Source organism: Legionella nigrisilvae (assembly GCF_977063395.2).
In genome coordinates this window covers 64,632-85,660 of record NZ_CDRUGZ020000021.1, presented here as the reverse complement: position 1 = coordinate 85,660, position 21,029 = coordinate 64,632, and the positions used below count along the sequence as shown (strand labels likewise).

The following is a 21,029-nucleotide window of genomic DNA, read 5'->3' as shown; positions in this document are numbered from 1 at the left end:
CCGGGCAAACAATACTTTAGTTCATACTTAGTATTTTTAAGCTTGGCCTTCTTTTTGTTTTTCTGCAACTTGTTGCATGTATAACGCATCAAAATTAATAGGTGCCAATACCAGTTGTGGGAAACTGCCACGAATTACTTGTGAGGTAATTGCTTCACGGGCATATGGGAATAAAATATTGGGGCAGAAGCTGTTTAATATATGATCCAGTTGATTGGCTGGAGCACCCTGAATGGTGAAAATACCTGCTTGTTTTACTTCTACAAGAAATGCAGTTGCTTTTTGGTTGCTTACGGTGGCAGTTACTGTTAATACTACTTCATAAACACCTTCTTCCAGTTTGGTGTTGGAAGTATTGAGTTCGAGGTTTAACTCGGGTTCCCATTGTTGTTGAAACACAGCAGGCGTATTCGGCGTTTCATAAGATAAATCTTTAATATAAATCCTTTGAATCATGAATTGGGTTTCATTTTGGTTTTGCGCTGGGTTTGCTTGTTCGCTCATGATATTGCTATCCTCTTAGTAATTGATCGAGTGTTCCCTGGGCATCCAGGGCATATAAATCATCGCAGCCACCGACATGTTGGCCATTAATAAAAATTTGCGGTACTGTATGTCTTCCGCTTTTAGCTATCATTTCCTGACGTAATTCGGGCTGTAAATCAATGCGAAGGTCAGTAAATGAAGTACCTTTATGGTTTAATAATTCTCTGGCTTTGACACAGTAGGGGCAATAACCCGTACTGTACATAATTATTTCTGCCATAATCTATTTTCCTTTAACCAAGGGTAATTCTGCATTTTGCCAGGCAGTAATTCCGCCGCTAAGTACATGCGGTTGGTACCCTTGGGCGCGAATTTTGTTGGCTAGGGTTTGGGCTTCCATTGCTCGTGTAGCAATTAGGATAAGGGGAGTATTTTTATATTTATCCATTTTCTGTTGTTCAAAATCCTCGTTTTTGGCATTGATCGCATCAATAATATGTCCTTGTTTAAAGGCATCTTTGTCACGCAAATCGATGACTACAGCATTCTCATTATTGATCAAATCAACAGCTGCCTGAGGAGTCAGTTCTTTTGCTTTCTTTTTCTGTGTAAACAACTCATTGATGAATATAAGTAATAAAACCACAATAAGGGCAAGCCATAACTGCCAATGATTTATGATAAATTGACCTAAATGTTCCATGTTCTCTCTTGATATTTTATTTATGTAGCGAATTATCCTCAGAATAGGGCATGAACGCAAGTAAAGGAACTATATAAAAATAGCATTGGTTGAGCACAACTAAACTCGGGTAAAGGGATGGTGCCAACCAGGGGTGTGGTTAGCGCTGTTTTTTAAGCAGCACATAGACTGCACCGTTCCCACCATCCTTTGGTAAGGCGCTATGGAAAGCTAAAACCTCCTCGAATTGAGGCAACCAACGGTTCAGTAAATTTTTAATTACGGGTGGTGCACCGAGATGGCCTCCTTTGCCGTGAATTATTAATAGACATCGTTTACCCTGTTCGGCCTGGGTTTGAATAAACTGGCATAAAATGTCCTTCGCTTTTTCGCCTTTTAAACCATGTAAATCCAACCGTGCTTCCCAGAGAATTTGTCCATTTCTTAATGCTTTTAATCGCTGGTGGGAAATACTTGGATGTGAATAGGAAAGGGTGGTTTCAGAAAGTACCGTGTCCACAATCATATCCGACAAGTAATATTCCTTTATTACGGGTGTGACTGATAATTTGCTCTTTTGGGTGGGAATTGAAGGCTTAGGTTCAGAATTTTTTACCCGCTGGGTTTTTTCATTTAATGGTTTTACCGAGCTCATGTGTTCACGGAACAGGGCTTTGTCTTCATCGGATAAAAAATCATCAGCCATTTTTTACTAGAAATGATTAAGTGATAAGAGAAGTATAACTCAGGTAGAGGGCGATTGTACCTTGGATTTGAATGCGGTAGATGTAAGTGGGGTCTAACTTCTACTATTTAAATTAAACTGTGTGCCCTGAGGCTACATTTGTTGTTTAACATAGGGTACAATTTGTACTTTTTCTGGATGAGAATCGTAATCCCATGAGCAATTATATACTTAAAGAAACGGAAGAATTAGACACCATTTTGGATTTTTTACGTTTTAGTGTGTCCTGCGCAATGAATGCGAATTTGTATTATGGTCACGGCACGGATAATGCTTGGGATGATATGCATTCCTTGATTTTGAGAAGTTTATTTTTGCCCTACGATTTAGAATCAAATTGGCTTAATGCACGCTTAACTACTAGTGAGAAAAAACATTTACATCAGCAATTGGAAAAACGGATTAATCAACGAGTACCCGTCCCGTATTTAATCAAAGAAGCTTATTTTTGTGATATTCCATTTTATGTGGATGAACGGGTTCTCATTCCTCGCTCTCCCATAGCTGAACTGATCAAAAATGAATTTTCTCCTTGGGTCAATGCAGAGAAAGTACATCGTATTTTAGATTTATGTACTGGCAGCGGATGTATTGCGATCGCCTGTTGCTATGCTTTTCCGGAAGCTCAGGTCGATGCAGTGGATATTTCTAGTGAAGCACTGGCTGTTGCTGCAATCAATCGTGAACAACTCGGTGTGGAAGAGCAACTTAATTTAATTGAATCAGATTGTTTCTCGAAAGTGCCCAAGGTAGGCTATGATTTAATAGTGAGTAATCCTCCATATGTAGGTAAGGAAGAGATGCAAACCTTACCTGACGAATTCCGTCATGAGCCTGTGTTGGCTTTGGAAACGAGTAATAATGGATTGGCCATTGTCGAAACAATTCTTAATAACGCTTATGATTATTTAAATGAAGAAGGTGTTCTGATTGTTGAGGTTGGGAATAGTGAAGCAGCTTTATGTGAGGCCTATCCTCAGGTTCCTTTCACTTGGCTGGAAATGAGTCATGGGGGACAGGGGATATTTTTGTTAACGAAGCAGCAACTAAAAGAGTACTTGAATGTCCGGTAATACCTTTGGCACTTTATTTACAGTAACAACTTTTGGTGAAAGCCATGGTCCGGCTATTGGCTGTGTGGTTGATGGTTGCCCGCCAGGATTACTGTTAAAAGAAGAAGACATCCAGCCTTTTCTGGACAAACGCAAACCGGGGCAATCCAAATTTACAACACAACGCCGAGAAGAGGATAAAGTACAGATCCTTTCTGGTGTTTTTGAGGGTAAAACTACAGGCGCTCCTATAGCTTTATTGATTCACAATACAGACCAACGTTCTCGGGATTATGAAGAAATTAAAAATTTATTTCGTCCTGGGCATGCAGATTTTACTTATCATCATAAATACGGCCATCGGGATTATCGTGGTGGTGGGCGCTCTTCAGCACGAGAGACTGCAGCACGTGTGGCAGCCGGAGCTATTGCACGCTTGTATTTGCAGCATCATTTAAACCTGGAAATTGTGGGTTATTTGCAACAAATGGGTGATCTGGTTTTGCACTTTGCAGATGAATCAGAGATTTATAATAATTCTTTTTTCTGCCCTAATAATACGCAGATTCAGGAACTTGCTCATGCGATCGAGCAATTAAGACGCCAAGGGGATTCAGTAGGCGCTCGCGTCAAGGTACTTGCTAAAAATGTACCTGTAGGACTTGGAGATCCTGTATTCGATAAACTCGATGCCACACTAGCTTATGCTATGATGTCTATTAATGCAGTTAAAGGTGTTGAAGTGGGTGCAGGTTTTGCAGCCGTGAATCAGTTAGGTTCTGTGCATCGCGATCAAATGTCTCACCAGGGTTTTCTTAGCAATCATGCGGGAGGAATTCTAGGAGGGATTTCTACGGGACAAAATATAGAAGTTAGTATTGCGCTAAAGCCTACTTCAAGTATTACAACTCCGGGAAAGACACTCAATGTTTTTGGCGATGAAGTAACCGTAGTGACTAAAGGGCGGCATGACCCTTGCGTGGGAATTAGAGCGGTGCCTATCGCTGAAGCAATGATGGCTTTAGTTTTAATGGATCATTATTTGAGACATAAGGCATTGATTTCTAATTCATAATTGGAAAATGCCCAGAATTCTCACCCTTCAATGGAGAGGGGATATACCCCCCTTTTTTTACTTGGGAAAGAAAGTGCCCGTAAGGGCTCATAAGCATATAGAAGAGGTCATAAATGAGCAGAGAATTAAATGTAGCCATAGTTGGGGCCACAGGTGCAGTTGGCGAAACTTTTCTAACCGTATTGGAAGAACGAAAATTTCCAATAAAGACGCTCTATCCTTTAGCTAGTTCTCGTTCCGTTGGTAAAACAATAACATTTAAAAACAAACAATTGGATGTTTTGGACCTCGCTGAGTTTGATTTTAGCAAAGCGGATATCGCCTTATTTTCGGCAGGTGGGTCGGTTTCTAAAGAATATGCGCCTAAGGCGGCTGCAAGTGGCTGTGTGGTTGTTGATAATAGCTCTTGTTTTCGTTACGAAGATGATATTCCTTTAGTAGTTCCCGAAGTCAATGCACATCGTATTGCTGAATATAAAAACAGAGGGATTATTGCCAATCCGAATTGTTCTACCATTCAAATGGTTGTGGCCCTGAAGCCTTTGTATGATGCTGTAGGAATTACCCGCATTAATGTTGCCACCTATCAATCCGTTTCTGGGACCGGCAAGAAAGCGATTAGCGAATTGGTTTCCCAAGTAGGAGACCTTCTGAATGGCAGACCTGCGCAGGTGAACGTTTATCCGCAGCAGATTGCCTTTAATGCCATTCCTCATATTGATCAGTTTGAAGAAAATGGTTATACCCGCGAAGAAATGAAAATGGTGTGGGAAACACGCAAAATTATGGAAGATGACAGTCTGATGGTTAATCCAACCGCAGTGAGAGTTCCTGTTATTTATGGGCATTCGGAGGCCATTCATTTAGAACTAAAAAAACCTTTAACTGCTGAAAAAGCACGGCAAATTCTTTCTAAAGCTCCCGGTGTTAAAGTGATTGATAATGTAAATAAAACAAGCTATCCGACTGCAATAAAAAATGCGATTGGCAAGGATGATGTATTTGTTGGTCGAATTCGAGAAGATATTTCTCATCCAAATGGATTAAATTTATGGGTTGTTGCAGATAACATTCGTAAAGGTGCTGCGTCTAATGCTGTGCAAATTGCTGAAATTTTGCAACGAGAGTATTTATAGTTTCAATGGTTTTTCGATGCCTTCTCCTCTTGGTGGGGGGGAAGGATCTTCATCATGCCAACATAGTATTTCGATCAAACAGATCGTTAAAAAAATCCTCCTACTTTTTATAACCTAAGTTATACTTTGATTAATACGATTGGATTTTTGAAAATATGCTAAATGAATATTATTTAACTGATGATATTGAAGAACCTGTTCTAGCGAGCAGTATTTTATCTTATGCTACTCCTCGTGTTTCGGGTAAACGTTTTAATGAATTAAAAACAGGACAAATAGCCTGGGAAGCAAAACTGGATCTTTCTGATTTATCACCAGAGGGAGCCCGTAACGCTTTGTTGCAGTTTATCCAAAAACAGATAAAGATGCATAAACAATGCATACTTATCACTCACGGTACAGTAAGTTCTAGAAATACTCCGCCAGTATTAAAAAATTTAGTTAATCACTGGCTGCCACAAATCAAAGAGGTTACTGCTTTTCACAGCGCTCTTCCGAAAGATGGTGGCATTGGTGCTGTATATGTTTTGCTAAGATCAGCCTTGGATTTGCCCGTACCTACACGCATCGAGAAGAGTACTTCTTTTTTGGTTGCCGAAACCAAGGCTATGGAACGACAGAGGCGTCTGGCTGAACAACAAGGCGAGCGACGGATAGCCTTAGTGAAAGCCCGCGAGCATTCCGATTATGAACCTTCGCCAGGTCCTGAAGGCGAGTTGCAAAATAATATTTTACAACATCCCGCGTTAGACAGTCAGCGTTATGATGGCGTGGACTCTCCTTTAAACCCTGAGCCACCTTTGAATACTGATGCCCGACGTGAGTTTGATAATGAGCTACGCAATCAGGAACAAGAAAAACAACTGCGTTTAGGTAATATGCCCAAATTTAACAATACACCTAAACCTAGAGGTCCTTATTAATGACTATTGCAAGTGACATAATCAGTCGTCGAATGCCTGATTTTGAAGCTTATCTTCGAGCAGGTGAATCGCTGGACGATATTGATGAATATGGTTTTACACCCTTAATTGAGTGTGCTATCACACGTCAAATAGAAATTGCCGAACAATTAATTGCTCGAAAGGTGGATGTCAATAAAGGAGATGTAACCGGACGAACTCCTTTACATTGGGCTGTAGATAATAATGATGTTGCATTGGCACGTTTGCTCTTAGATCATGGCGCAGATCCCAATGCGTATACCCGCAATGGGCTTTCTATATTGGTTTATCCGGTATTACGTAATCAAGACACGCTCAAACATTTACTTTATCAATATGGGGCAAAGCTTGATTTTGCCCTTGATTTTATTAATGGCAAATTGGTTGGGCATCGTTTTGAATTACAAGGTGATGTAGATATAGTTAATGCTAAAGGTGAGTTTATTGAACTTGATTATGAAGGATTCATTCTTGAATTTACCGTTGCCGTGATAAGAGATGCTTTAAGACGCTTTATCAATAGTTATTCAACCCGCCATTTACGTGAGTATTTTCCCTTAGCTTATGTAATCATGGACGCGTTTACGCTTGCAGAAGAACTGTTACAATATCAACACTTACCGTTCCTTAGTGCACAACATATTCAAAGACTCGACGATTTATTAAAAGTCCCTATGTTAATTCTGCCCGCTGCAAGTCGAGGTCATGCAATGGGCTTTATTCGTTTTGGTCAATGGTGGGCTAAAATTGATCGCGGTGAAAACAGTCTCCAGGAAGGAAGTGTTAATATCTATAAAATTACTCGCCCAGAAGCACTAAATGCTCATTTTTTAGAAAATTTTCTTTATAAAAAACAAGCCAGAAATTTTTTCCATCAGAAGATCAACCATCAACTAGGCTTGGTACCGGTAGCAAAGATTCCCATTAGTTCGCAAATTAGCGGCAATTGTTCTTGGGCCAATATACAAGCCATTGTAGCAGTTGCTTATGCCATTCAAGAATTGGAGAAAAACGGGTTTTTAAACTCAGATCCTGCTATGGCCTTTTACAATGAATGGGTCGCATGGGATAAGGATCGGGCTATAGATGAATGCATCCAGCGTTTTTATTTGGCCAATCCTGTGCGTAAAGCCAGTATTGCGGCAATGTTAGGGGGTGTTTTATTCCAAGCATTAAATTATGAGAACGAACGGCATTTAGAGATGGCGGAAAAAATACTTAAAATTCTAACCCTGCCCGATTATGAATATATTTTGAAAAGTTATCTTGAAGAGTACTGCATCAAGCGACTGACTAAAAAAGGCAATAATTTACTCAAAATCCTCGATGATTGCGGCATTAATCCCAATATTGGGGTCAACCCTATTGCTACAGGCTTATGATTCTTTGAAACGTAATTATAGTGCAGGGTCCTATCGTCTTATTGTGCTTATTTTTTCGGCTATAATCTAAAGGTAAGAACAATAATATCCTGATAAGGAGATCTCTATGTTGAAGTGGGCGCTCATATTTTTGCTAATCTCCATGGTTGCGGGATTATTTGGTTTTCGTGGTGTTGCCTCTAGATCTGCCAAGGTCGCTAAAGTGCTTTTCTTTTTATGTATAATTATTTTTCTGACTATTTTAATTTTATTCATATTTGGGACCGCATCCCTCATTTCAGCACCGTAAATTTTTTTATCTGGGCGATACCCTCTCCCTCAGGGGAGAAGGTGAACTTAATTACAAGAATAGTTAAGATAGCGAGGCAATATCAATCACAAAGCGATAGCGGACATCGCTTTTCACCACTCGTTCATAAGCGTCATTAACTTGTTGAATAGGGATTAATTCGATATCCGATACAATGTTGTGTTGGCCACAAAAATTCAGCATTTCTTGAGTTTCCTCAATGCCTCCAATGACGGAGCCAGCCAGGCTTCTACGTTGAGCAATCAGGGGAAATGGATTGAGCGGTACAGCCTCTTCAGGAATTCCGACCACCACCATAGTGCCATCACGTTTGAGTAGTTTGATGTAATCTTCCCAATTAATTTTTGCAGAAACCGTACAGATAATGAGATCAAAATAATTTTTTAATTTTGGAAAAGTATTCGAGTCTGAAGAAGCAAAAAAATGATCAGCACCCAGACGTTTACTGTCGGCTTCTTTATTCTGAGAGTGACTCAAGACGCTTACTTCGGCGCCCATTGCATGAGCCAGTTTCACGCCCATATGTCCCAGTCCTCCCAATCCTAAAATAGCAACACGTTTTCCAGGACCGATATGCCAGTGTTTCAGAGGGGAATAGAGTGTTATTCCAGCACAAAGAAGGGGGGCTGCTGCATCCATAGGTAAGTTTTCTGGAATTCTTAGAACGTAATTTTCATCCACAACAATTTTGGTCGAGTAGCCTCCTTGAGCTAAGTTGTTACTATTCGGCTCATAATTGTTATAGGTGAAAGTTATTCCCCCCTCGCAATACTGTTCTAACCCTTCATGACAACTTTCACATCGTCGGCAAGAATCAACTAAGCAGCCAACCCCCACATGATCGCCAACTTTAAATTTACTGACAGAGGAACCGACTTGACTCACGATACCAATAATTTCATGCCCAGGAACCATTGGAAATAGGGATCCTCCCCATTCATCTTTAACTTGATGAATATCTGAATGACAAATACCACAATAGTGGATTTCAATCAGTACATCATTTTTTCCAACTTCACGACGATTAAATGAATAGGGGGTCAGTGGTGCTTTGGCCTTTTGAGCTGCATAACCTTTTACAGGTATCATTTAAACTCTCCTTGTTAATGGGTAGTCATATTTTTATCATCCTTTAAAAAGTGTATAACTTATTCCGTTGTAATGCGTATTGTAGAGATAAAATTAAATTGTGATACCTAAAGCAAGCTTAACTTAGTGCCATTCCTACATGGGGGATTTCTTTATTTAATTCATCAAAAATCCCGCCTTTAGAAACAAGAGCTTTTTCAAAGGATTCTAATTTTCTCAGCGAGTCTGTTTTAGTATTAAAAAAGGTGCCTAGATAACCTTGTTCACAATATAATGCAGTCAAAATGCCCGGGGCAATAGTTAAGCCTGCAATAATTCCGCCTATTGCTTTGACACATATAATAAGTGATTTTAATATAGGGTTGAGTTCATTATACCACTTTGCCCAACCGCGATATTTGCCAAACTCTTCTTTGGCACTTTGAATTGAATCGTGACAAGTTTGTTTGAACTTTGTAAAACTTTTTTGTGAAAGAGGATTATTGAAAAAACTAGTCCCAGCATCGAGCAGGCTTGAGCCTAATAATTGCGCAATAGGAGCTACGGTTGAGTAATTGGGGTCGAAGTTATCATTTAACAGAGGTGGTTCCTCGGAAGTATGAGGCTCATAAGTTTTAGTTCCTTTATCTGCCAACTCATGTAATTTAAACTTGAGCATTTGCAGCAACTGATTAAATTTATGTTCTTCTCTTTCAATAGCCAACATAGCTGCAAATTTTTCTTCCACTTTTGGCAATGTCTGTTGAATTGAACGTTGTTCAAAATGTTCTGATAAATGATTATTGACTTTTTCGACCAAGCGATCGACTAGAACTGAGAGATTATTATCAGCAATCTTATAAAGAGCAAGTTTTTTTCTAAGGAGTAGAAGTGCTTCTAAATCAAGCTCTAATAAATTACCTGCTGCCACAAATAAAGAGGAGGATTTGATGGAAAATTCAATATTATCGTCGGGGAGAATCACCGAATAGATGGTATGAAAAATATTATAAAAACAATGTCCGCTATTAAAAGTACTCTCTGGAAACTTATGTTCAATTCGATTTACAATTTGAATAAATTGAGTTTTTTCATCTTCACTAAGTGAAGATTCTTTTAAACTGGGATTAAGACCGAACTCCAAAGCGGAACGTCGTTTATTATCTTGAAAAAAAATATTACTTGTATGGCCTTGACGGAAGATACACTTCAGAGATTTACCTTGCAGGGGGTGCAATGCCCCGGCTGACTCGAGCACCATATATTCGATAATATCAGTACGTTGTAGTTGCTGTTCTTCGTAGTAAAAACCGGATTGATTTAAGTGATCTACAATAAGTTTATAGAAAGACATAATTTTATAATAAATGATAAAAAGGTGCGAAACTCTAACATAAATTTGCACCACTTCCATTATATTTTATTAATTATCAGATGGTTAAATCTTCTTGTTGGGTTAAAAGACAAGAACGTTTGCTCAGAATTATTTTCGGGGAGATGAAAGTTTTTTAATGCGAGGAGTAATCACCTGCGGATTCTTGAATCCAGTTCTGGATGAAACAAAGCGAAATCGGATTTTCTGATAAAAGAGTTCCCCAGGTTTCGGCATTCGCCTCACCCAGGGTACATTTTCAACATTATTCCTTTATTGCTGGTTCTCTTTTTTTATTGCTTTCTCCCTTGGCAACAGTGGATTTGATATTTCCTTGTTGTTGACCTTGTTGACCTTGTTGACCTGTTTTTCTTCGATTTTGGTTGGAAGGAGAAGTATTACCTGTATTGGTACGTTGCTGTTGTTGTTGATTACCGCTAGGCCGACGTCGTCGATTTTGCGATCTTCTATCACCAGAACTTCTAGAAGATTTGGCTTGCGGCTGATTACGGCCTGGGATTTTTTTAGCTTGATTTTGTGGCACTGCAGCCGCAGAGTCTGTATGTCCACCGAATAAGCTGGACCATAAACGTTTGATGAAACTAGTTTGGCCACTTTTTACGGGTTGATGTTCTGTAAATGGTTTGACAGCGGGTTCATCCCGTAAAGAAGCTTCTGCCTCACTGCTGGTAACGTGTAATTCAGGCTGTTGAATTAAAGAATAACTGGGTTTTTTAGATTTACCCACATTATCCTCTTTAAGCCGAGTAATCGTATACTGGGGTAAGTGCATATAAGGATTGGCGATAATTACTACCGAAACGCCATGTCTCTTTTCAATATCTTTAATGAAATTACGCTTCTCATTTATGATGAACGTTGCCATTTCTGCAGGAAGTTGTACTTGTATCTCAGCGGTCTTTTCCTTTAATGCTTCTTCTTCGATAAGACGCGTAATCGAGAGCCCGTGAGACTGAATGTTACGAACAGTCCCTCGTCCTTCACACCGTGGGCAAACTTCTTGAGCGCTTTCGCCTAAGGATAATCTTAGGCGTTGACGAGACATTTCTAATAGTCCAAAACGAGAAATACGTCCAACCTGAATCCGTGCTCTATCAGCTTGCAAAGCTTCTTTTAAGCGATTCTCAACATCACGTTGATTTTTACTGGAACTCATATCGATAAAATCGATAACGACCAGACCACCCAAATCACGTAGACGTAATTGACGGGCAATTTCGTCAGCTGCTTCAATATTGGTATTGAAGGCGGTGGCTTCGATATCTGATCCACCCGTTGCTTTGGCTGAGTTTACATCAATTGAAACCAGAGCTTCGGTTCGGTCAATCACCAAAGCACCTCCAGAAGGCAACATAACTTGGCGTTGATATGCCGTTTCTATTTGGCTTTCAATTTGATAAAAATTAAACAAGGGGATACTGCTGTTGTAAAGCTTCAAATTGGGCAGGAATTCAGGCTTTACTCGCTCAATATATTGCTTGGCTTTAATATAAGAAATCTGATCATCAATGATGATTTCGCTGATTGACTTGCGTAAGTTGTCGCGAATGGACCGAATGATGACATCACCTTCTTGATGGATCAAGCTAGGAGCAAGTTCTGTGTTGTAAGCCTGTTTGATTGATTGCCATTGATTACACAACATATCCAGGTCATCTTGCAACTCTTCTTGGCTTTTGCCAACGCCTGCTGTACGGATTATAAGCCCCATATCATCAGGAAGAGTCAATGCGTTAAGTGTTTCACGTAATTCATCACGTTCTTCTCCCTCGATACGTCTGGAGATACCACCAGAGCGAGGATTGTTAGGCATCAGAACTAAATAGCAGCCTGCCAAAGTGATATAGGTAGTGAGTGCTGCACCTTTGCTACCACGCTCTTCTTTGTCTACTTGAACCAATAATTCCTGACCTTCACGAATTAATGAAGTAATGGGAGGCTTTTCATCGCCAAACTCTTCAGGATTTTTGCTTAAATATTCAGGTGCAATTTCTTTAAGTGGCAAAAAACCTTGACGCTTAGAACCGTATTCTACAAAAACGGCATCGAGACTGGGCTCCCGTCGGGTGACGGTTGCTTTATAAATATTCCCCTTTTTCTTCACTTCACCAGGACATTCAATATCCAGGTCAAATAAATAACGATCTTTGATAAGTGCAACACGAACTTCCTCAGTTTGAATTGCATTGATTAACATTTTTTCCATCTATTACCCCAATATTAGGGCGCCGTCATTTAAGTCGAGATAGTATAAGGCTCAAAATTCCTTAGAGGTTCAATTGGATATACTGACATTGATACGCTTTGGGTTGAGGCCTGAATTTTCTGTGCATCGATGCACACATCTGTATGCTTTGTTGCAATATTTGAAAACCCGGGAGTTTCACCACAAGAAGGTAATAGGTCAGTAGCACCTGGAATTGAACAATAAGCGATGTGATCTTTAAGCGAACCCATGGCCGTATAAACAGACTTTACGCAGGTTACCTGTTCAATAGACCTCTTTACTGCACTGGATAACTGCGTCATCGGTACGCGGCTCGAATCTTCATGTACTGAGGAGTACGCTCCGGTTCGGTGCTTCGTTTTCCCGAGCATGTATTTCCTTGCAGCGAGTTTCGAAAGGGGTCTAAAGATAGGTGCATGCTCTGAAATATACTGGTTACAAATCAAACGGGTTGAAATATGAAGCCAAAGGCGTGCGAAAGCCCGGAAATAATTCGTAATCGGTATAAAGCATGTCTGGCATGCGTAGGTTTCTGTCAAAAATATGCTCAATTTATCTCTGGCATTGGGTTGCTTCCTTATATCTGCTTAAATGGAAGCGCTATTTCTTATGTAACTATAATTTAACAAGTAAATCACTCATTTAGGGCGGGTCAAGACCCAATTTCCTTAATGTTCAGCATATACTTAAAGTAAATAGTCACGCTTTTTTTATTTAAATGCGTTATAATTCGGTTGCATGGAAATTTTCCCACGCTACAGGCGATCATACCAAAAAAATCACGCCCAGCAAACAGGTTTATTGACAATGAGTGAAGTTAGTTATAAAGAAATCAGTAATGAAGAAGAAGGACAACGTCTCGATAATTACCTGATTCGTATTTTGAAAGGTGTTCCTAAAAGCCATATCTATAGAATTATTCGTGGTGGTGAGGTACGAGTTAATAAAAAAAGAGCCCAAGCTAATACACGATTATATGCTGGTGATAGTGTACGTATTCCTCCCATTCGTTTGTCAGAATCGAAAGAGGTGTTTGTAGGTGACGCCTTGGCAAAACGACTTACCGAATGCATTATTTTTGAAGATTCTTGTTTCTTAGTAATCAATAAGCCGGCAGGTATCGCAGTTCATGGAGGAAGTGGTTTAAGTCTCGGTGTGATCGAGGCGTTGAGAAAAACAAGACAAGATTTAGCTTATTTAGAATTAATTCATCGTCTCGATAAGGAGACGTCAGGTTGTCTTTTATTAGCCAAAAAAAGAAGTACTTTAAGGGCAATGCATGCATTGCTTGAAGCGCGTGAAGTACAAAAGACTTATTGGGCATTACTGACCCATCGCTGGGAAGGTAAAAAACAGGTGACTGTTCGTGCCGCACTTGAAAAAAATATTTTAAAATCAGGTGAACGTATTGTTTCGGTTAAACAAGAAGGGAAAGCCTCGGAAACAGGTTTTAAACTTCTTGAAAACTATCAACATGCTTGTTGGGTTGAGGCCACTCCAAAAACCGGGCGCACACACCAAATTCGTGTGCATAGTGCCCACTTAGGACATGTTATAGTTGGCGATAAAAAATATGGATCACTTGCAGGAGAAATAGAAGGGATAGATAATCTGGATCATCGTCTTTTTTTACATGCGCGATCCATTCAATTTGAATTGAATGGTACAAAGCATTTGTTTCAAGCTGATGCAGATAACCATTTTTCTACCGCACTAAAACAGTTACGTGCGAGGAGCGTAGTGAGCAATGAGCAATCCATATGATTTAGTAGTATTTGACTGGGAAGGTACTATTGCGGATACTTTAGGAATCGTTTTACATATAGTTGCTACAGAAGCGAATTTATTAGGATTTGGTAATTTTGATCCGTACCAGGCCAGAAAATATGTTGAGTTGGGTTTAGTGCAAGCTTTGCGGAAAACATATCCCCATTTGACTACTACACAACATCAACAATTATTACAAGCCGTACAATTAGCCATGCATTCTCGATCAACGGATGTCTGTTTGATGCCTGGAGTACGTGAACTGATCTATCAGTTGCATGAGGCTAACATAACCCTTGCGATTGCAACGAATAAAGGACAGCAATCTTTATTACGTGCCTTGCAGACTACGGGTCTTGATAAAATATTTAAAATAACCCGCTCTGCGGGACAGGTTCCAGCGAAACCTTGTCCGCAAATGTTGGAAGAGATTATTGAAGAACACGGTGGAACTGCAGCTACCACATTAATGATAGGCGATTCGCTTACAGATATGGAAATGGCAAAGGGTCTCCAAGTTACTGCCGTAGGAATAGACATTTATCATCAACAAGAAGAGTCTGCACTTAAAGCTGCCGGTGCAGTTGTTGTATTCGATGATTATGAACAAATAGCAGGTTTTTTAAATTTATCGAAGAGTAGTTAAACCCATACATATTATCTGTAGGCATGGTGAGAAAATAAAAACGAGTCCGAATTCATAAAATCCAATTCGCTCAGGCTCCATTTTATTTGTAGACTACTCAAAGGATGGGGGTTGCTTTATTTCGTCTTATGTAAAGGGAGTATCAAGCGTTGAGTACATTAACCAGTTTGCCAAATTTATTAACTTTACTGCGCATTGTTTTGATTCCAGTATTTGTTATTGTATTTTATTTACCGTTTTCTTTCGCACATATGCTGGCAGCATGCATTTTTGGTGCAGCAAGCTTTACTGATTGGTTGGATGGATATTTGGCACGTAAGCTCAAAATGATGTCTCCTTTTGGTGCTTTTCTTGATCCTGTCGCTGACAAGTTACTCGTTTCTACAAGTTTATTGTTGTTAGTCGGAGCTAAAGAGATTAATTATATTACTATCCCGGCGATTGTAATTGTTGGGCGTGAAATTGTTATTTCTGCGTTACGCGAGTGGATGGCGGAAATCGGCCGACGTGCAAGTGTTACGGTTGGATATGTGGGAAAGATAAAAACTTTTCTGCAAATGGTCGCTTTGATTTTATTATTGGCATTCAATTCTTTAGATACTTGGGGCGGAATTTTTGGTTTTGTCCTGCTGTATGTGGCAGCAATTTTAACGATTTGGTCGATGATTATTTACTTGGCAATTGCATGGCCCGAATTAACGAAAAAAAATTAACTTTATTATTGACAGGGTGTTAAATTTCGGTAGAATCACACCCCGTAGAGACGCGGGAATAGCTCAGTTGGTAGAGCACAACCTTGCCAAGGTTGGGGTCGCGAGTTCGAGTCTCGTTTCCCGCTCCAAATTAAAGCGACACAAAAGTCGCTTTTTTTTTAGAGCTTGAAGAAGTATTAGAAGTATCAATGAGGCTGTGTGGCAGAGTGGTCATGCAGCGGCCTGCAAAGCCGTGGACGCCGGTTCGATTCCGGCCTCAGCCTCCAAAATCAATTTGCCCAGGTGGCGAAACAGGTAGACGCAAGGGACTTAAAATCCCTCGGAGGAAACTCCATGCCGGTTCGATTCCGGCCCTGGGCACCAATCACCAATCATTCTGAAGCGAACAAGACTAAAGCCAGAATCGCAAAGACCATACCCAATCCATGTTTTAATGTTAATCCTTGTTTAAGAAATACAACGCTAAGTAGTAGCGTGATCATAGGATACATAGAGGTGACGAGTACGACTGGCATCGTAGGTCCATTACGTAGTGCCAAAATGAAAAAAATGCAGGCAATACCACTCGCTAAACCATTCAATAAGCCATAGGTGCTTCCTTTGGGACAAAGATCCAATTTAAAATCAAGTAATATCAATGCGATGATGCCTGAAATTAAAACGCCAATGCTTGAATAAAAAGTGATCGATAAAGGATTAATAAAATTTGATGCTCTGGTACCCCAATATCCCCAGGCACCATAAAGAAATAAAGCAATGAGCGAAGGAAAATACCAAGAGCTAGGATTCATACAAATTACCTTACCTGATAACAGGTTTACAGATTAGTTATATAGGATAAGGTACTTTATTAAGATAATACAACCGAATATTCTTTCTCGAGGCTAAGTTAAACATTTAACCTTATTGCCTGACTGAAATTTAATATGTAAAGATAATTGCCATCTTTGCGAAAGATTTCGTTTCTCAATGTGGGTTTTTATTGGATCCTTTGAACACTCTCTTAACTTAAAGAAATCGGACTCATCTACCTAGGTTGCTATTTGGAGTCGATGCCTGGGCAATTGCTGCTTGTTCGGACTGAAATTCCAGTTCTCTTTGCTGGTCTAACCATTCAATTAATCGAGGACGAAAGGTTCTAAAAAATAAATAAAAACGATTGGATGAGCGAATCTTGGCTCCTTCATCCTGTTGATATAAAGACATCAATTTTTTTGGGGTTGTTAGTTTTAAATTTAAAGCAATTTTATCTGCGTGAAAGGCGATATCAGTCAAATCATGATTCGTTAATTTGAAAAAATCTTCAATGATTTCACGACCTTCTATTTTGAAATCGTTGAGAGTAAATTGATGTTTTGCAAAATAGTCACTTTTTTTTCCATTGGCTGTTTTTAGGTCTTGTTTTGCACCAGCTGCAATAAGCTCCCTACTTAAATCATCAAAATGATAAAATCTTGCCCAATGAAGTGCGGTCATTCCTTGCGCATCCGCGTGGTTTACGGTGCAACCTAATTCATGCATTTTACTCAATATATGTCTTGCTGCTTCTTTATCTGCCAGTTTACATGCTAATAACAGAGCTGTATTGTCATAAGAAGTCGCTAAAAGAAATTTTGAATTGGCTAAATGCAATGCCTGTTGCAGCTTCGATGGATTACGTTCAATAATGGCTTGATGTAAGGGGGTATTTGTAGGTACTTCATCATCATAACTGTCTTTATCATGAACAGACAACTGGCAATATAGATTTAGATTTTTTAATGTTTCTTGATATGAATCTAAGCATTGTAATTCTTTAAGATAGATAGCAAAAAAATTTTTAAGCGCGTTTGAATGATGTAATAAAGACAAGGTGGGTTCTAAAATATGAGGATTTAACAAATCATGATCCCGTAAATAGCTCAGAAGGGATTGAAGAGTTTCTATGCTGCTTTTATATCTTAGTTGGGGCAACATGGATTGTATTATTTCTCTTTGTACGAGACCCAGTTTGTTGATGAATTTAAAAAAAGTGCTGAGGGATAAAATAGCCTCCACTGAAAGATTTGTCTCTATTAATAATTCTGCGAGTAATGGGATTAAGTGATGAGGAAGACTTTTACAAAGCCCAAATACATCAAAAATCAAATACCATTCACTGTATTCTTCTATATATAGGGAATCAGAATCCCCTTTATCCATAGCAAAACGGACCGGAGTAACGTGGCTAAGTGCGGTATAACGAACAAGCTTGTTTTCTTGTGCTAGAAAACAAAGGAGATCATAAATTTTATCCTCTTGCTCCGGGGCGAGCCTTATCGCTTTGACCAGAGCTATTCGCGTTTCCAGATTCGTATTTTTATCCGTAAACACCCGTAGAGCCCAGATCGGATTAGAAAAACGTTTGGTTTTAATGAAGGACACAAGATGAAGGAAATCAGTGAGCTGATCAAGAGCTCCTCCGGATGCAGTTAAGCTAAGTTCTTCACTTAACAAAGCATCAATTTCATCAAAATGCACGTCGGGTTTATTAACTAAAGCAGTAATCTTATCGCTAAAAAGGATTTTTTTTACGTTCCTTTCTGATGAGGCCATAATGTTCCCTCATTAAAATATTAAATTTTTTATCACGAGTTACTTATATATAAGATAAGGCTCTGAAAAGACTCAAGTTATACCTGCTATGGAGAAACAATTGTTACTTCTACAAGAGAACAATATTTTGCCATTGTGCACATCTTCATCATTTCAGTCAATTTGTTTATCTTCCTGGTTGAGGGCTAAAACTTAAGAATTCTAAATGATTGATTACATGATCATTGTGTAAAACCACTAATACTGCGGAACTGAAACAATACTATTATTAATCCCTTAATCAGTGACTTATTATTGAAATCAATTCTATTCGGCGCCTCTGACTAAATATCCACAAATTCTGTGGATAACTATGTGAGTTAACTGATGAAGAAATAATAAATAACAGAACTCTGCATAAGGTATATCGCTTGGATGATTTTTTCTCTACAATAAGACTTTAACCAAAATAAAAGCAAACATGTATAAACCATTAGCCCTTTTTATGGGGTTACGCTATACGCGGTCAAGAAAGAAGAATCATTTTGTCTCCTTTATTTCGCTGAGTTCAATGCTAGGTATTGGCATAGGCGTTATGGTTCTCATTACCGTCTTATCGGTAATGAATGGGTTTGACCAACAAATACATAATCGATTTTTTGGAATGGCTCCTGAGATTACGGTTTCTGGACCCAATGAACGTCTTAGTGATTGGCCCGAAGTAGCTAAAAAAATTCAAACGGTTCCGGAAATCAAGGCACTTGCACCCTATGTAGGTGGGCAAGGATTAATGGTTCATGAGGGACAGGTTTATCCTATTGTTCTAACAGGTGTGTTGCCTGAAAAAGAAGAAACGATGAGCCATTTACAAAAAAAACTATTGGCCGGAAATCTAAGTAATTTAAAGGATTTTGGTATTATTCTGGGTAAAGGGCTTGCAGATAATATGGGAACGATGATTGGAGATAAGGTAACAGTCATGATTCCCCAAGCAACTGTAACTCCCGCTGGAATGATTCCTCGTTTTAAACGATTCACTGTAGTAGGGGTTTTTTCTGCAGGAAGTGGATTTAATTTTGATACAAAACTGGCATTCATCAATATGGGAGATGCCCAAAAGTTATTGCAAATGGGCGATGAAGTAACTGGAATCAAAATGAAAATAGCGAATGTCTATCAAGCACCTGAATTAACTTCTCGATTATCCCATTTGTTAGGTGAAGAATATCAAGTAGGTAATTGGACACAGCAATATGGAGCATTTTTCCAGGCAGTTAAAATGGAAAAAACGATGATGTTTATGATTTTATTGCTGATTATCGCAGTAGCTGCGTTTAATTTGGTCTCTTCTTTGGTAATGGTTGTTAATGACAAACAAGCAGAGATCGCGATTTTAAGAACCATTGGTGCAACTCCTTCCACAATACTATGGACATTTATTGTTCAAGGAATGATGGTGGGAATTGTAGGCACAATTTTTGGTTTGGTCGGTGGATTAATATTGGCAAAGAATGCAACTACAATAGTGAATCATCTGCAATCCTGGTTTCATTTTAAAGCCTTATCATCCAGTATTTATTTTGTTGATTATTTGCCTTCTAAAATTCTATTGAGCGATCTATGGAAAGTTTGCGTTATGGCATTATTAATGAGCTTTTTTGCAACAATTTATCCTGCATGGCGCGCCTCAAAAACAGTGATTGCGGAGGCTTTGCATTATGAGTGATATTATTTTAAATGCTAATAAATTATGTAAGTCCTATAACGACGGCGCTTCGAAAGTGAATGTATTACGCGGGATAGACTTATCTATAGGTAAGGGCGAACGTTTGGCAATTATTGGTCCTTCAGGCTCCGGTAAAAGCACTTTATTGCATTTATTGGGTGGGCTGGATAAACCCACAAGTGGCGATGTATGGATAAAGGGTACCAATTGGCAAAAGATAAATGAAAAACAGCGTTGTAAATTACGTAATCAAGGTTTGGGATTTATATATCAATTTCATCATTTGTTACCGGAGTTTACCGCACTTGAAAATGTTTCCATGCCGCTATTGTTAGGAAATGTTTCAGTAAAGGATGCAGAGGCAGAAGCGAGTAAAATGCTCGATGACGTTGGCCTTAAAGAAAGAAAAACACATAAGCCTGCACAGCTTTCTGGAGGAGAACGGCAAAGGGTTGCAATAGCTCGAGCCTTGGTGCACCAACCTTATTGTGTCCTGGCTGATGAGCCTACAGGAAACCTGGATCAAACTACTGCAACGAAAGTATTTGAGTTAATGCTGGAGTTGAATCGAAAAAGAAACACTGCTTTGGTGATTGTGACTCATGATCAGCAATTAGCAAGACAAATGGATAGAGTTCTAGTGCTAGGAGAGGGGATGTTATTAGAAGGTTAAAGAAAGTACTGACCTAGTCTTAGTACTGTTTCAGATAAGGATTATCAACAAACAGAGGAGTTAACAAGGATGTTTAAGAAAAAAGCAGTCAATGTCAGTGAAACTGCCGAGAGTACTACTAAGGAAGCTACCTCAGTTAATTTTAAGAATTTTCTTGAAGGTGCTAAAAAGGACGCCAAGAAATATGATCTGATTGATACCGGCGTCACAACACCCTCTTATCCATTTTTATCACCCCAAAACAAATATAAAAGATTGAAACCTCAGATCCCGCCGTTTATTGTTCAGGGACTACAAATTATGGATGAAGAACCATTCGAGCCAAAGCCCACTTCACCATAAACAACTATCGGATAATTGTTAAACCCCTATGTGAGTAAGATTTTAGCTCGATTAGGAAACCCAGGGTTACGGTAGGTCGTAACCCTGGGTTTTTAAGGATTCCTGGGGC

21 protein-coding genes and 3 tRNA genes are annotated in these 21,029 nt (G+C 39.2%); 15 read left to right on the top strand and 9 right to left on the bottom strand.

Translation table 11 applies throughout. The features are described from left to right. Positions 1-36 precede the first annotated feature (36 nt). The 4 genes from secB to ACWTE2_RS11600 form a co-directional block, all read right to left on the bottom strand. Positions 37-504, bottom strand: a complete 468-nt coding sequence (secB, locus tag ACWTE2_RS11615) for a protein-export chaperone SecB (RefSeq protein ID WP_182392661.1) — start codon at positions 502-504, stop codon at positions 37-39. A gap of 7 nt (positions 505-511) precedes the next feature. Continuing rightward, on the bottom strand, positions 512-766 hold the full coding sequence (gene grxC, locus ACWTE2_RS11610; RefSeq protein WP_454785450.1) for a glutaredoxin 3: 255 nt from the start codon (positions 764-766) through the stop codon (positions 512-514). A gap of 3 nt (positions 767-769) precedes the next feature. Continuing rightward, positions 770-1,189 carry a rhodanese-like domain-containing protein gene (locus ACWTE2_RS11605; protein ID WP_182392663.1) on the bottom strand — a complete coding sequence of 140 codons (420 nt, stop codon included), beginning with the start codon at positions 1,187-1,189 and terminating at the stop codon, positions 770-772. A 139-nt stretch (positions 1,190-1,328) separates the two neighbouring features. After that, positions 1,329-1,874 carry a Smr/MutS family protein gene (locus ACWTE2_RS11600; RefSeq protein ID WP_454785449.1) on the bottom strand — a complete coding sequence of 182 codons (546 nt, stop codon included), beginning with the start codon at positions 1,872-1,874 and terminating at the stop codon, positions 1,329-1,331. A 194-nt stretch (positions 1,875-2,068) separates the two neighbouring features. Here ACWTE2_RS11600 and prmB point away from each other — a divergent pair, with 194 nt between their 5' ends. From prmB to ACWTE2_RS11570, 6 genes are all read left to right on the top strand, one after another. After that, on the top strand, positions 2,069-2,986 hold the full coding sequence (gene prmB / locus ACWTE2_RS11595; RefSeq protein ID WP_454785448.1) for a 50S ribosomal protein L3 N(5)-glutamine methyltransferase: 918 nt from the start codon (positions 2,069-2,071) through the stop codon (positions 2,984-2,986). After that, positions 2,976-4,040 (top strand): chorismate synthase, encoded by a 1,065-nt coding sequence (gene aroC, locus ACWTE2_RS11590; protein WP_454785447.1) that lies wholly within the window; start codon positions 2,976-2,978, stop codon positions 4,038-4,040. Before prmB ends, aroC begins: the two co-directional genes overlap by 11 nt. Before the next feature lie 113 nt (positions 4,041-4,153). Next, on the top strand, positions 4,154-5,176 hold the full coding sequence (locus ACWTE2_RS11585; protein WP_454785446.1) for an aspartate-semialdehyde dehydrogenase: 1,023 nt from the start codon (positions 4,154-4,156) through the stop codon (positions 5,174-5,176). Between the two features lie 155 nt (positions 5,177-5,331). Continuing rightward, on the top strand, positions 5,332-6,099 hold the full coding sequence (locus ACWTE2_RS11580) for a Smr/MutS family protein (RefSeq protein ID WP_454785445.1): 768 nt from the start codon (positions 5,332-5,334) through the stop codon (positions 6,097-6,099). After that, positions 6,099-7,502 carry a Dot/Icm T4SS effector AnkH/LegA3 gene (ankH, locus tag ACWTE2_RS11575; protein ID WP_454785444.1) on the top strand — a complete coding sequence of 468 codons (1,404 nt, stop codon included), beginning with the start codon at positions 6,099-6,101 and terminating at the stop codon, positions 7,500-7,502. The genes ACWTE2_RS11580 and ankH overlap by 1 nt, the downstream gene beginning before the upstream one ends. 106 nt (positions 7,503-7,608) lie before the next feature. Further along, positions 7,609-7,791, top strand: a complete 183-nt coding sequence (locus tag ACWTE2_RS11570; protein ID WP_182392670.1) for a DUF1328 domain-containing protein — start codon at positions 7,609-7,611, stop codon at positions 7,789-7,791. A 63-nt stretch (positions 7,792-7,854) separates the two neighbouring features. On the opposite strand, the gene ACWTE2_RS11565 is transcribed toward ACWTE2_RS11570, so the two are convergent. From ACWTE2_RS11565 to ACWTE2_RS11555, 3 genes are all read right to left on the bottom strand, one after another. Next, positions 7,855-8,901, bottom strand: a complete 1,047-nt coding sequence (locus ACWTE2_RS11565; protein WP_454785443.1) for an NAD(P)-dependent alcohol dehydrogenase — start codon at positions 8,899-8,901, stop codon at positions 7,855-7,857. 118 nt (positions 8,902-9,019) lie between these two features. After that, positions 9,020-10,234 carry a hypothetical protein gene (locus ACWTE2_RS11560; protein ID WP_454785442.1) on the bottom strand — a complete coding sequence of 405 codons (1,215 nt, stop codon included), beginning with the start codon at positions 10,232-10,234 and terminating at the stop codon, positions 9,020-9,022. Between the two features lie 283 nt (positions 10,235-10,517). Then, entirely contained in the window at positions 10,518-12,479 is a 1,962-nt protein-coding gene (locus ACWTE2_RS11555; protein ID WP_454785441.1) for an Rne/Rng family ribonuclease, read from the bottom strand. 828 nt (positions 12,480-13,307) lie between these two features. On the opposite strand from ACWTE2_RS11555, the gene ACWTE2_RS11550 reads away from it, so the two are divergent. The 6 genes from ACWTE2_RS11550 (at position 13,308) to ACWTE2_RS11525 (ending at position 15,989) form a co-directional block, all read left to right on the top strand. Further along, a complete protein-coding gene (locus ACWTE2_RS11550; RefSeq protein ID WP_454785440.1) occupies positions 13,308-14,264 on the top strand; it encodes an RluA family pseudouridine synthase in 957 nt (318 codons plus the stop codon). Next, positions 14,248-14,913, top strand: coding sequence for an HAD family hydrolase (locus ACWTE2_RS11545; RefSeq protein WP_454785439.1), 666 nt, complete (start codon positions 14,248-14,250; stop codon positions 14,911-14,913). The genes ACWTE2_RS11550 and ACWTE2_RS11545 overlap by 17 nt, the downstream gene beginning before the upstream one ends. Before the next feature lie 149 nt (positions 14,914-15,062). Further along, positions 15,063-15,626: a CDP-diacylglycerol--glycerol-3-phosphate 3-phosphatidyltransferase gene (gene pgsA, locus ACWTE2_RS11540; RefSeq protein ID WP_182392677.1), complete on the top strand. Its 564-nt coding sequence runs from the start codon at positions 15,063-15,065 to the stop codon at positions 15,624-15,626. Between the two features lie 52 nt (positions 15,627-15,678). Next, positions 15,679-15,754 (top strand) — tRNA-Gly (locus ACWTE2_RS11535). A gap of 64 nt (positions 15,755-15,818) precedes the next feature. Continuing rightward, positions 15,819-15,892: transfer RNA gene (locus ACWTE2_RS11530), tRNA-Cys, on the top strand. Between the two features lie 10 nt (positions 15,893-15,902). Then, positions 15,903-15,989: transfer RNA gene (locus ACWTE2_RS11525), tRNA-Leu, on the top strand. A gap of 8 nt (positions 15,990-15,997) precedes the next feature. Here the strand turns inward: ACWTE2_RS11525 and ACWTE2_RS11520 are convergent. Together ACWTE2_RS11520 and ankQ are read right to left on the bottom strand one after the other, a co-directional pair. Continuing rightward, positions 15,998-16,417: an EamA family transporter gene (locus tag ACWTE2_RS11520; RefSeq protein WP_454785438.1), complete on the bottom strand. Its 420-nt coding sequence runs from the start codon at positions 16,415-16,417 to the stop codon at positions 15,998-16,000. A 232-nt stretch (positions 16,418-16,649) separates the two neighbouring features. Beyond that, complete coding sequence (gene ankQ, locus ACWTE2_RS11515) at positions 16,650-18,200, bottom strand: Dot/Icm T4SS effector AnkQ/LegA10 (RefSeq protein ID WP_454785437.1); 1,551 nt, start codon at positions 18,198-18,200, stop codon at positions 16,650-16,652. Positions 18,201-18,660: 460 nt separating this feature from the next. On the opposite strand from ankQ, the gene ACWTE2_RS11510 reads away from it, so the two are divergent. From ACWTE2_RS11510 to ACWTE2_RS11500, 3 genes are all read left to right on the top strand, one after another. Next, a complete protein-coding gene (locus ACWTE2_RS11510; RefSeq protein WP_182392680.1) occupies positions 18,661-19,905 on the top strand; it encodes a lipoprotein-releasing ABC transporter permease subunit in 1,245 nt (414 codons plus the stop codon). Continuing rightward, positions 19,898-20,578: a lipoprotein-releasing ABC transporter ATP-binding protein LolD gene (gene lolD, locus ACWTE2_RS11505; protein ID WP_182392681.1), complete on the top strand. Its 681-nt coding sequence runs from the start codon at positions 19,898-19,900 to the stop codon at positions 20,576-20,578. The genes ACWTE2_RS11510 and lolD overlap by 8 nt, the downstream gene beginning before the upstream one ends. A 69-nt stretch (positions 20,579-20,647) precedes the next feature. Then, a complete protein-coding gene (locus tag ACWTE2_RS11500; protein ID WP_454785436.1) occupies positions 20,648-20,920 on the top strand; it encodes a hypothetical protein in 273 nt (90 codons plus the stop codon). Positions 20,921-21,029 lie beyond the last annotated feature (109 nt).

Bases quoted from the DNA above. Each gene is read 5' to 3' on its own strand.
- secB (WP_182392661.1), bottom strand. From the start codon at position 504: ATGAGCGAACAAGCAAACCCAGCGCAAAACCAAAATGAAACCCAATTC.
- grxC (WP_454785450.1), bottom strand. From the start codon at position 766: ATGGCAGAAATAATTATGTACAGTACGGGTTATTGCCCCTACTGTGTC.
- ACWTE2_RS11605 (WP_182392663.1), bottom strand. From the start codon at position 1,189: ATGGAACATTTAGGTCAATTTATCATAAATCATTGGCAGTTATGGCTT.
- ACWTE2_RS11600 (WP_454785449.1), bottom strand. From the start codon at position 1,874: ATGGCTGATGATTTTTTATCCGATGAAGACAAAGCCCTGTTCCGTGAA.
- prmB (WP_454785448.1), top strand. From the start codon at position 2,069: ATGAGCAATTATATACTTAAAGAAACGGAAGAATTAGACACCATTTTG.
- aroC (WP_454785447.1), top strand. From the start codon at position 2,976: ATGTCCGGTAATACCTTTGGCACTTTATTTACAGTAACAACTTTTGGT.
- ACWTE2_RS11585 (WP_454785446.1), top strand. From the start codon at position 4,154: ATGAGCAGAGAATTAAATGTAGCCATAGTTGGGGCCACAGGTGCAGTT.
- ACWTE2_RS11580 (WP_454785445.1), top strand. From the start codon at position 5,332: ATGCTAAATGAATATTATTTAACTGATGATATTGAAGAACCTGTTCTA.
- ankH (WP_454785444.1), top strand. From the start codon at position 6,099: ATGACTATTGCAAGTGACATAATCAGTCGTCGAATGCCTGATTTTGAA.
- ACWTE2_RS11570 (WP_182392670.1), top strand. From the start codon at position 7,609: ATGTTGAAGTGGGCGCTCATATTTTTGCTAATCTCCATGGTTGCGGGA.
- ACWTE2_RS11565 (WP_454785443.1), bottom strand. From the start codon at position 8,901: ATGATACCTGTAAAAGGTTATGCAGCTCAAAAGGCCAAAGCACCACTG.
- ACWTE2_RS11560 (WP_454785442.1), bottom strand. From the start codon at position 10,234: ATGTCTTTCTATAAACTTATTGTAGATCACTTAAATCAATCCGGTTTT.
- ACWTE2_RS11555 (WP_454785441.1), bottom strand. From the start codon at position 12,479: ATGGAAAAAATGTTAATCAATGCAATTCAAACTGAGGAAGTTCGTGTT.
- ACWTE2_RS11550 (WP_454785440.1), top strand. From the start codon at position 13,308: ATGAGTGAAGTTAGTTATAAAGAAATCAGTAATGAAGAAGAAGGACAA.
- ACWTE2_RS11545 (WP_454785439.1), top strand. From the start codon at position 14,248: ATGAGCAATCCATATGATTTAGTAGTATTTGACTGGGAAGGTACTATT.
- ACWTE2_RS11520 (WP_454785438.1), bottom strand. From the start codon at position 16,417: ATGAATCCTAGCTCTTGGTATTTTCCTTCGCTCATTGCTTTATTTCTT.
- ankQ (WP_454785437.1), bottom strand. From the start codon at position 18,200: ATGGCCTCATCAGAAAGGAACGTAAAAAAAATCCTTTTTAGCGATAAG.
- ACWTE2_RS11510 (WP_182392680.1), top strand. From the start codon at position 18,661: ATGTATAAACCATTAGCCCTTTTTATGGGGTTACGCTATACGCGGTCA.
- lolD (WP_182392681.1), top strand. From the start codon at position 19,898: ATGAGTGATATTATTTTAAATGCTAATAAATTATGTAAGTCCTATAAC.
- ACWTE2_RS11500 (WP_454785436.1), top strand. From the start codon at position 20,648: ATGTTTAAGAAAAAAGCAGTCAATGTCAGTGAAACTGCCGAGAGTACT.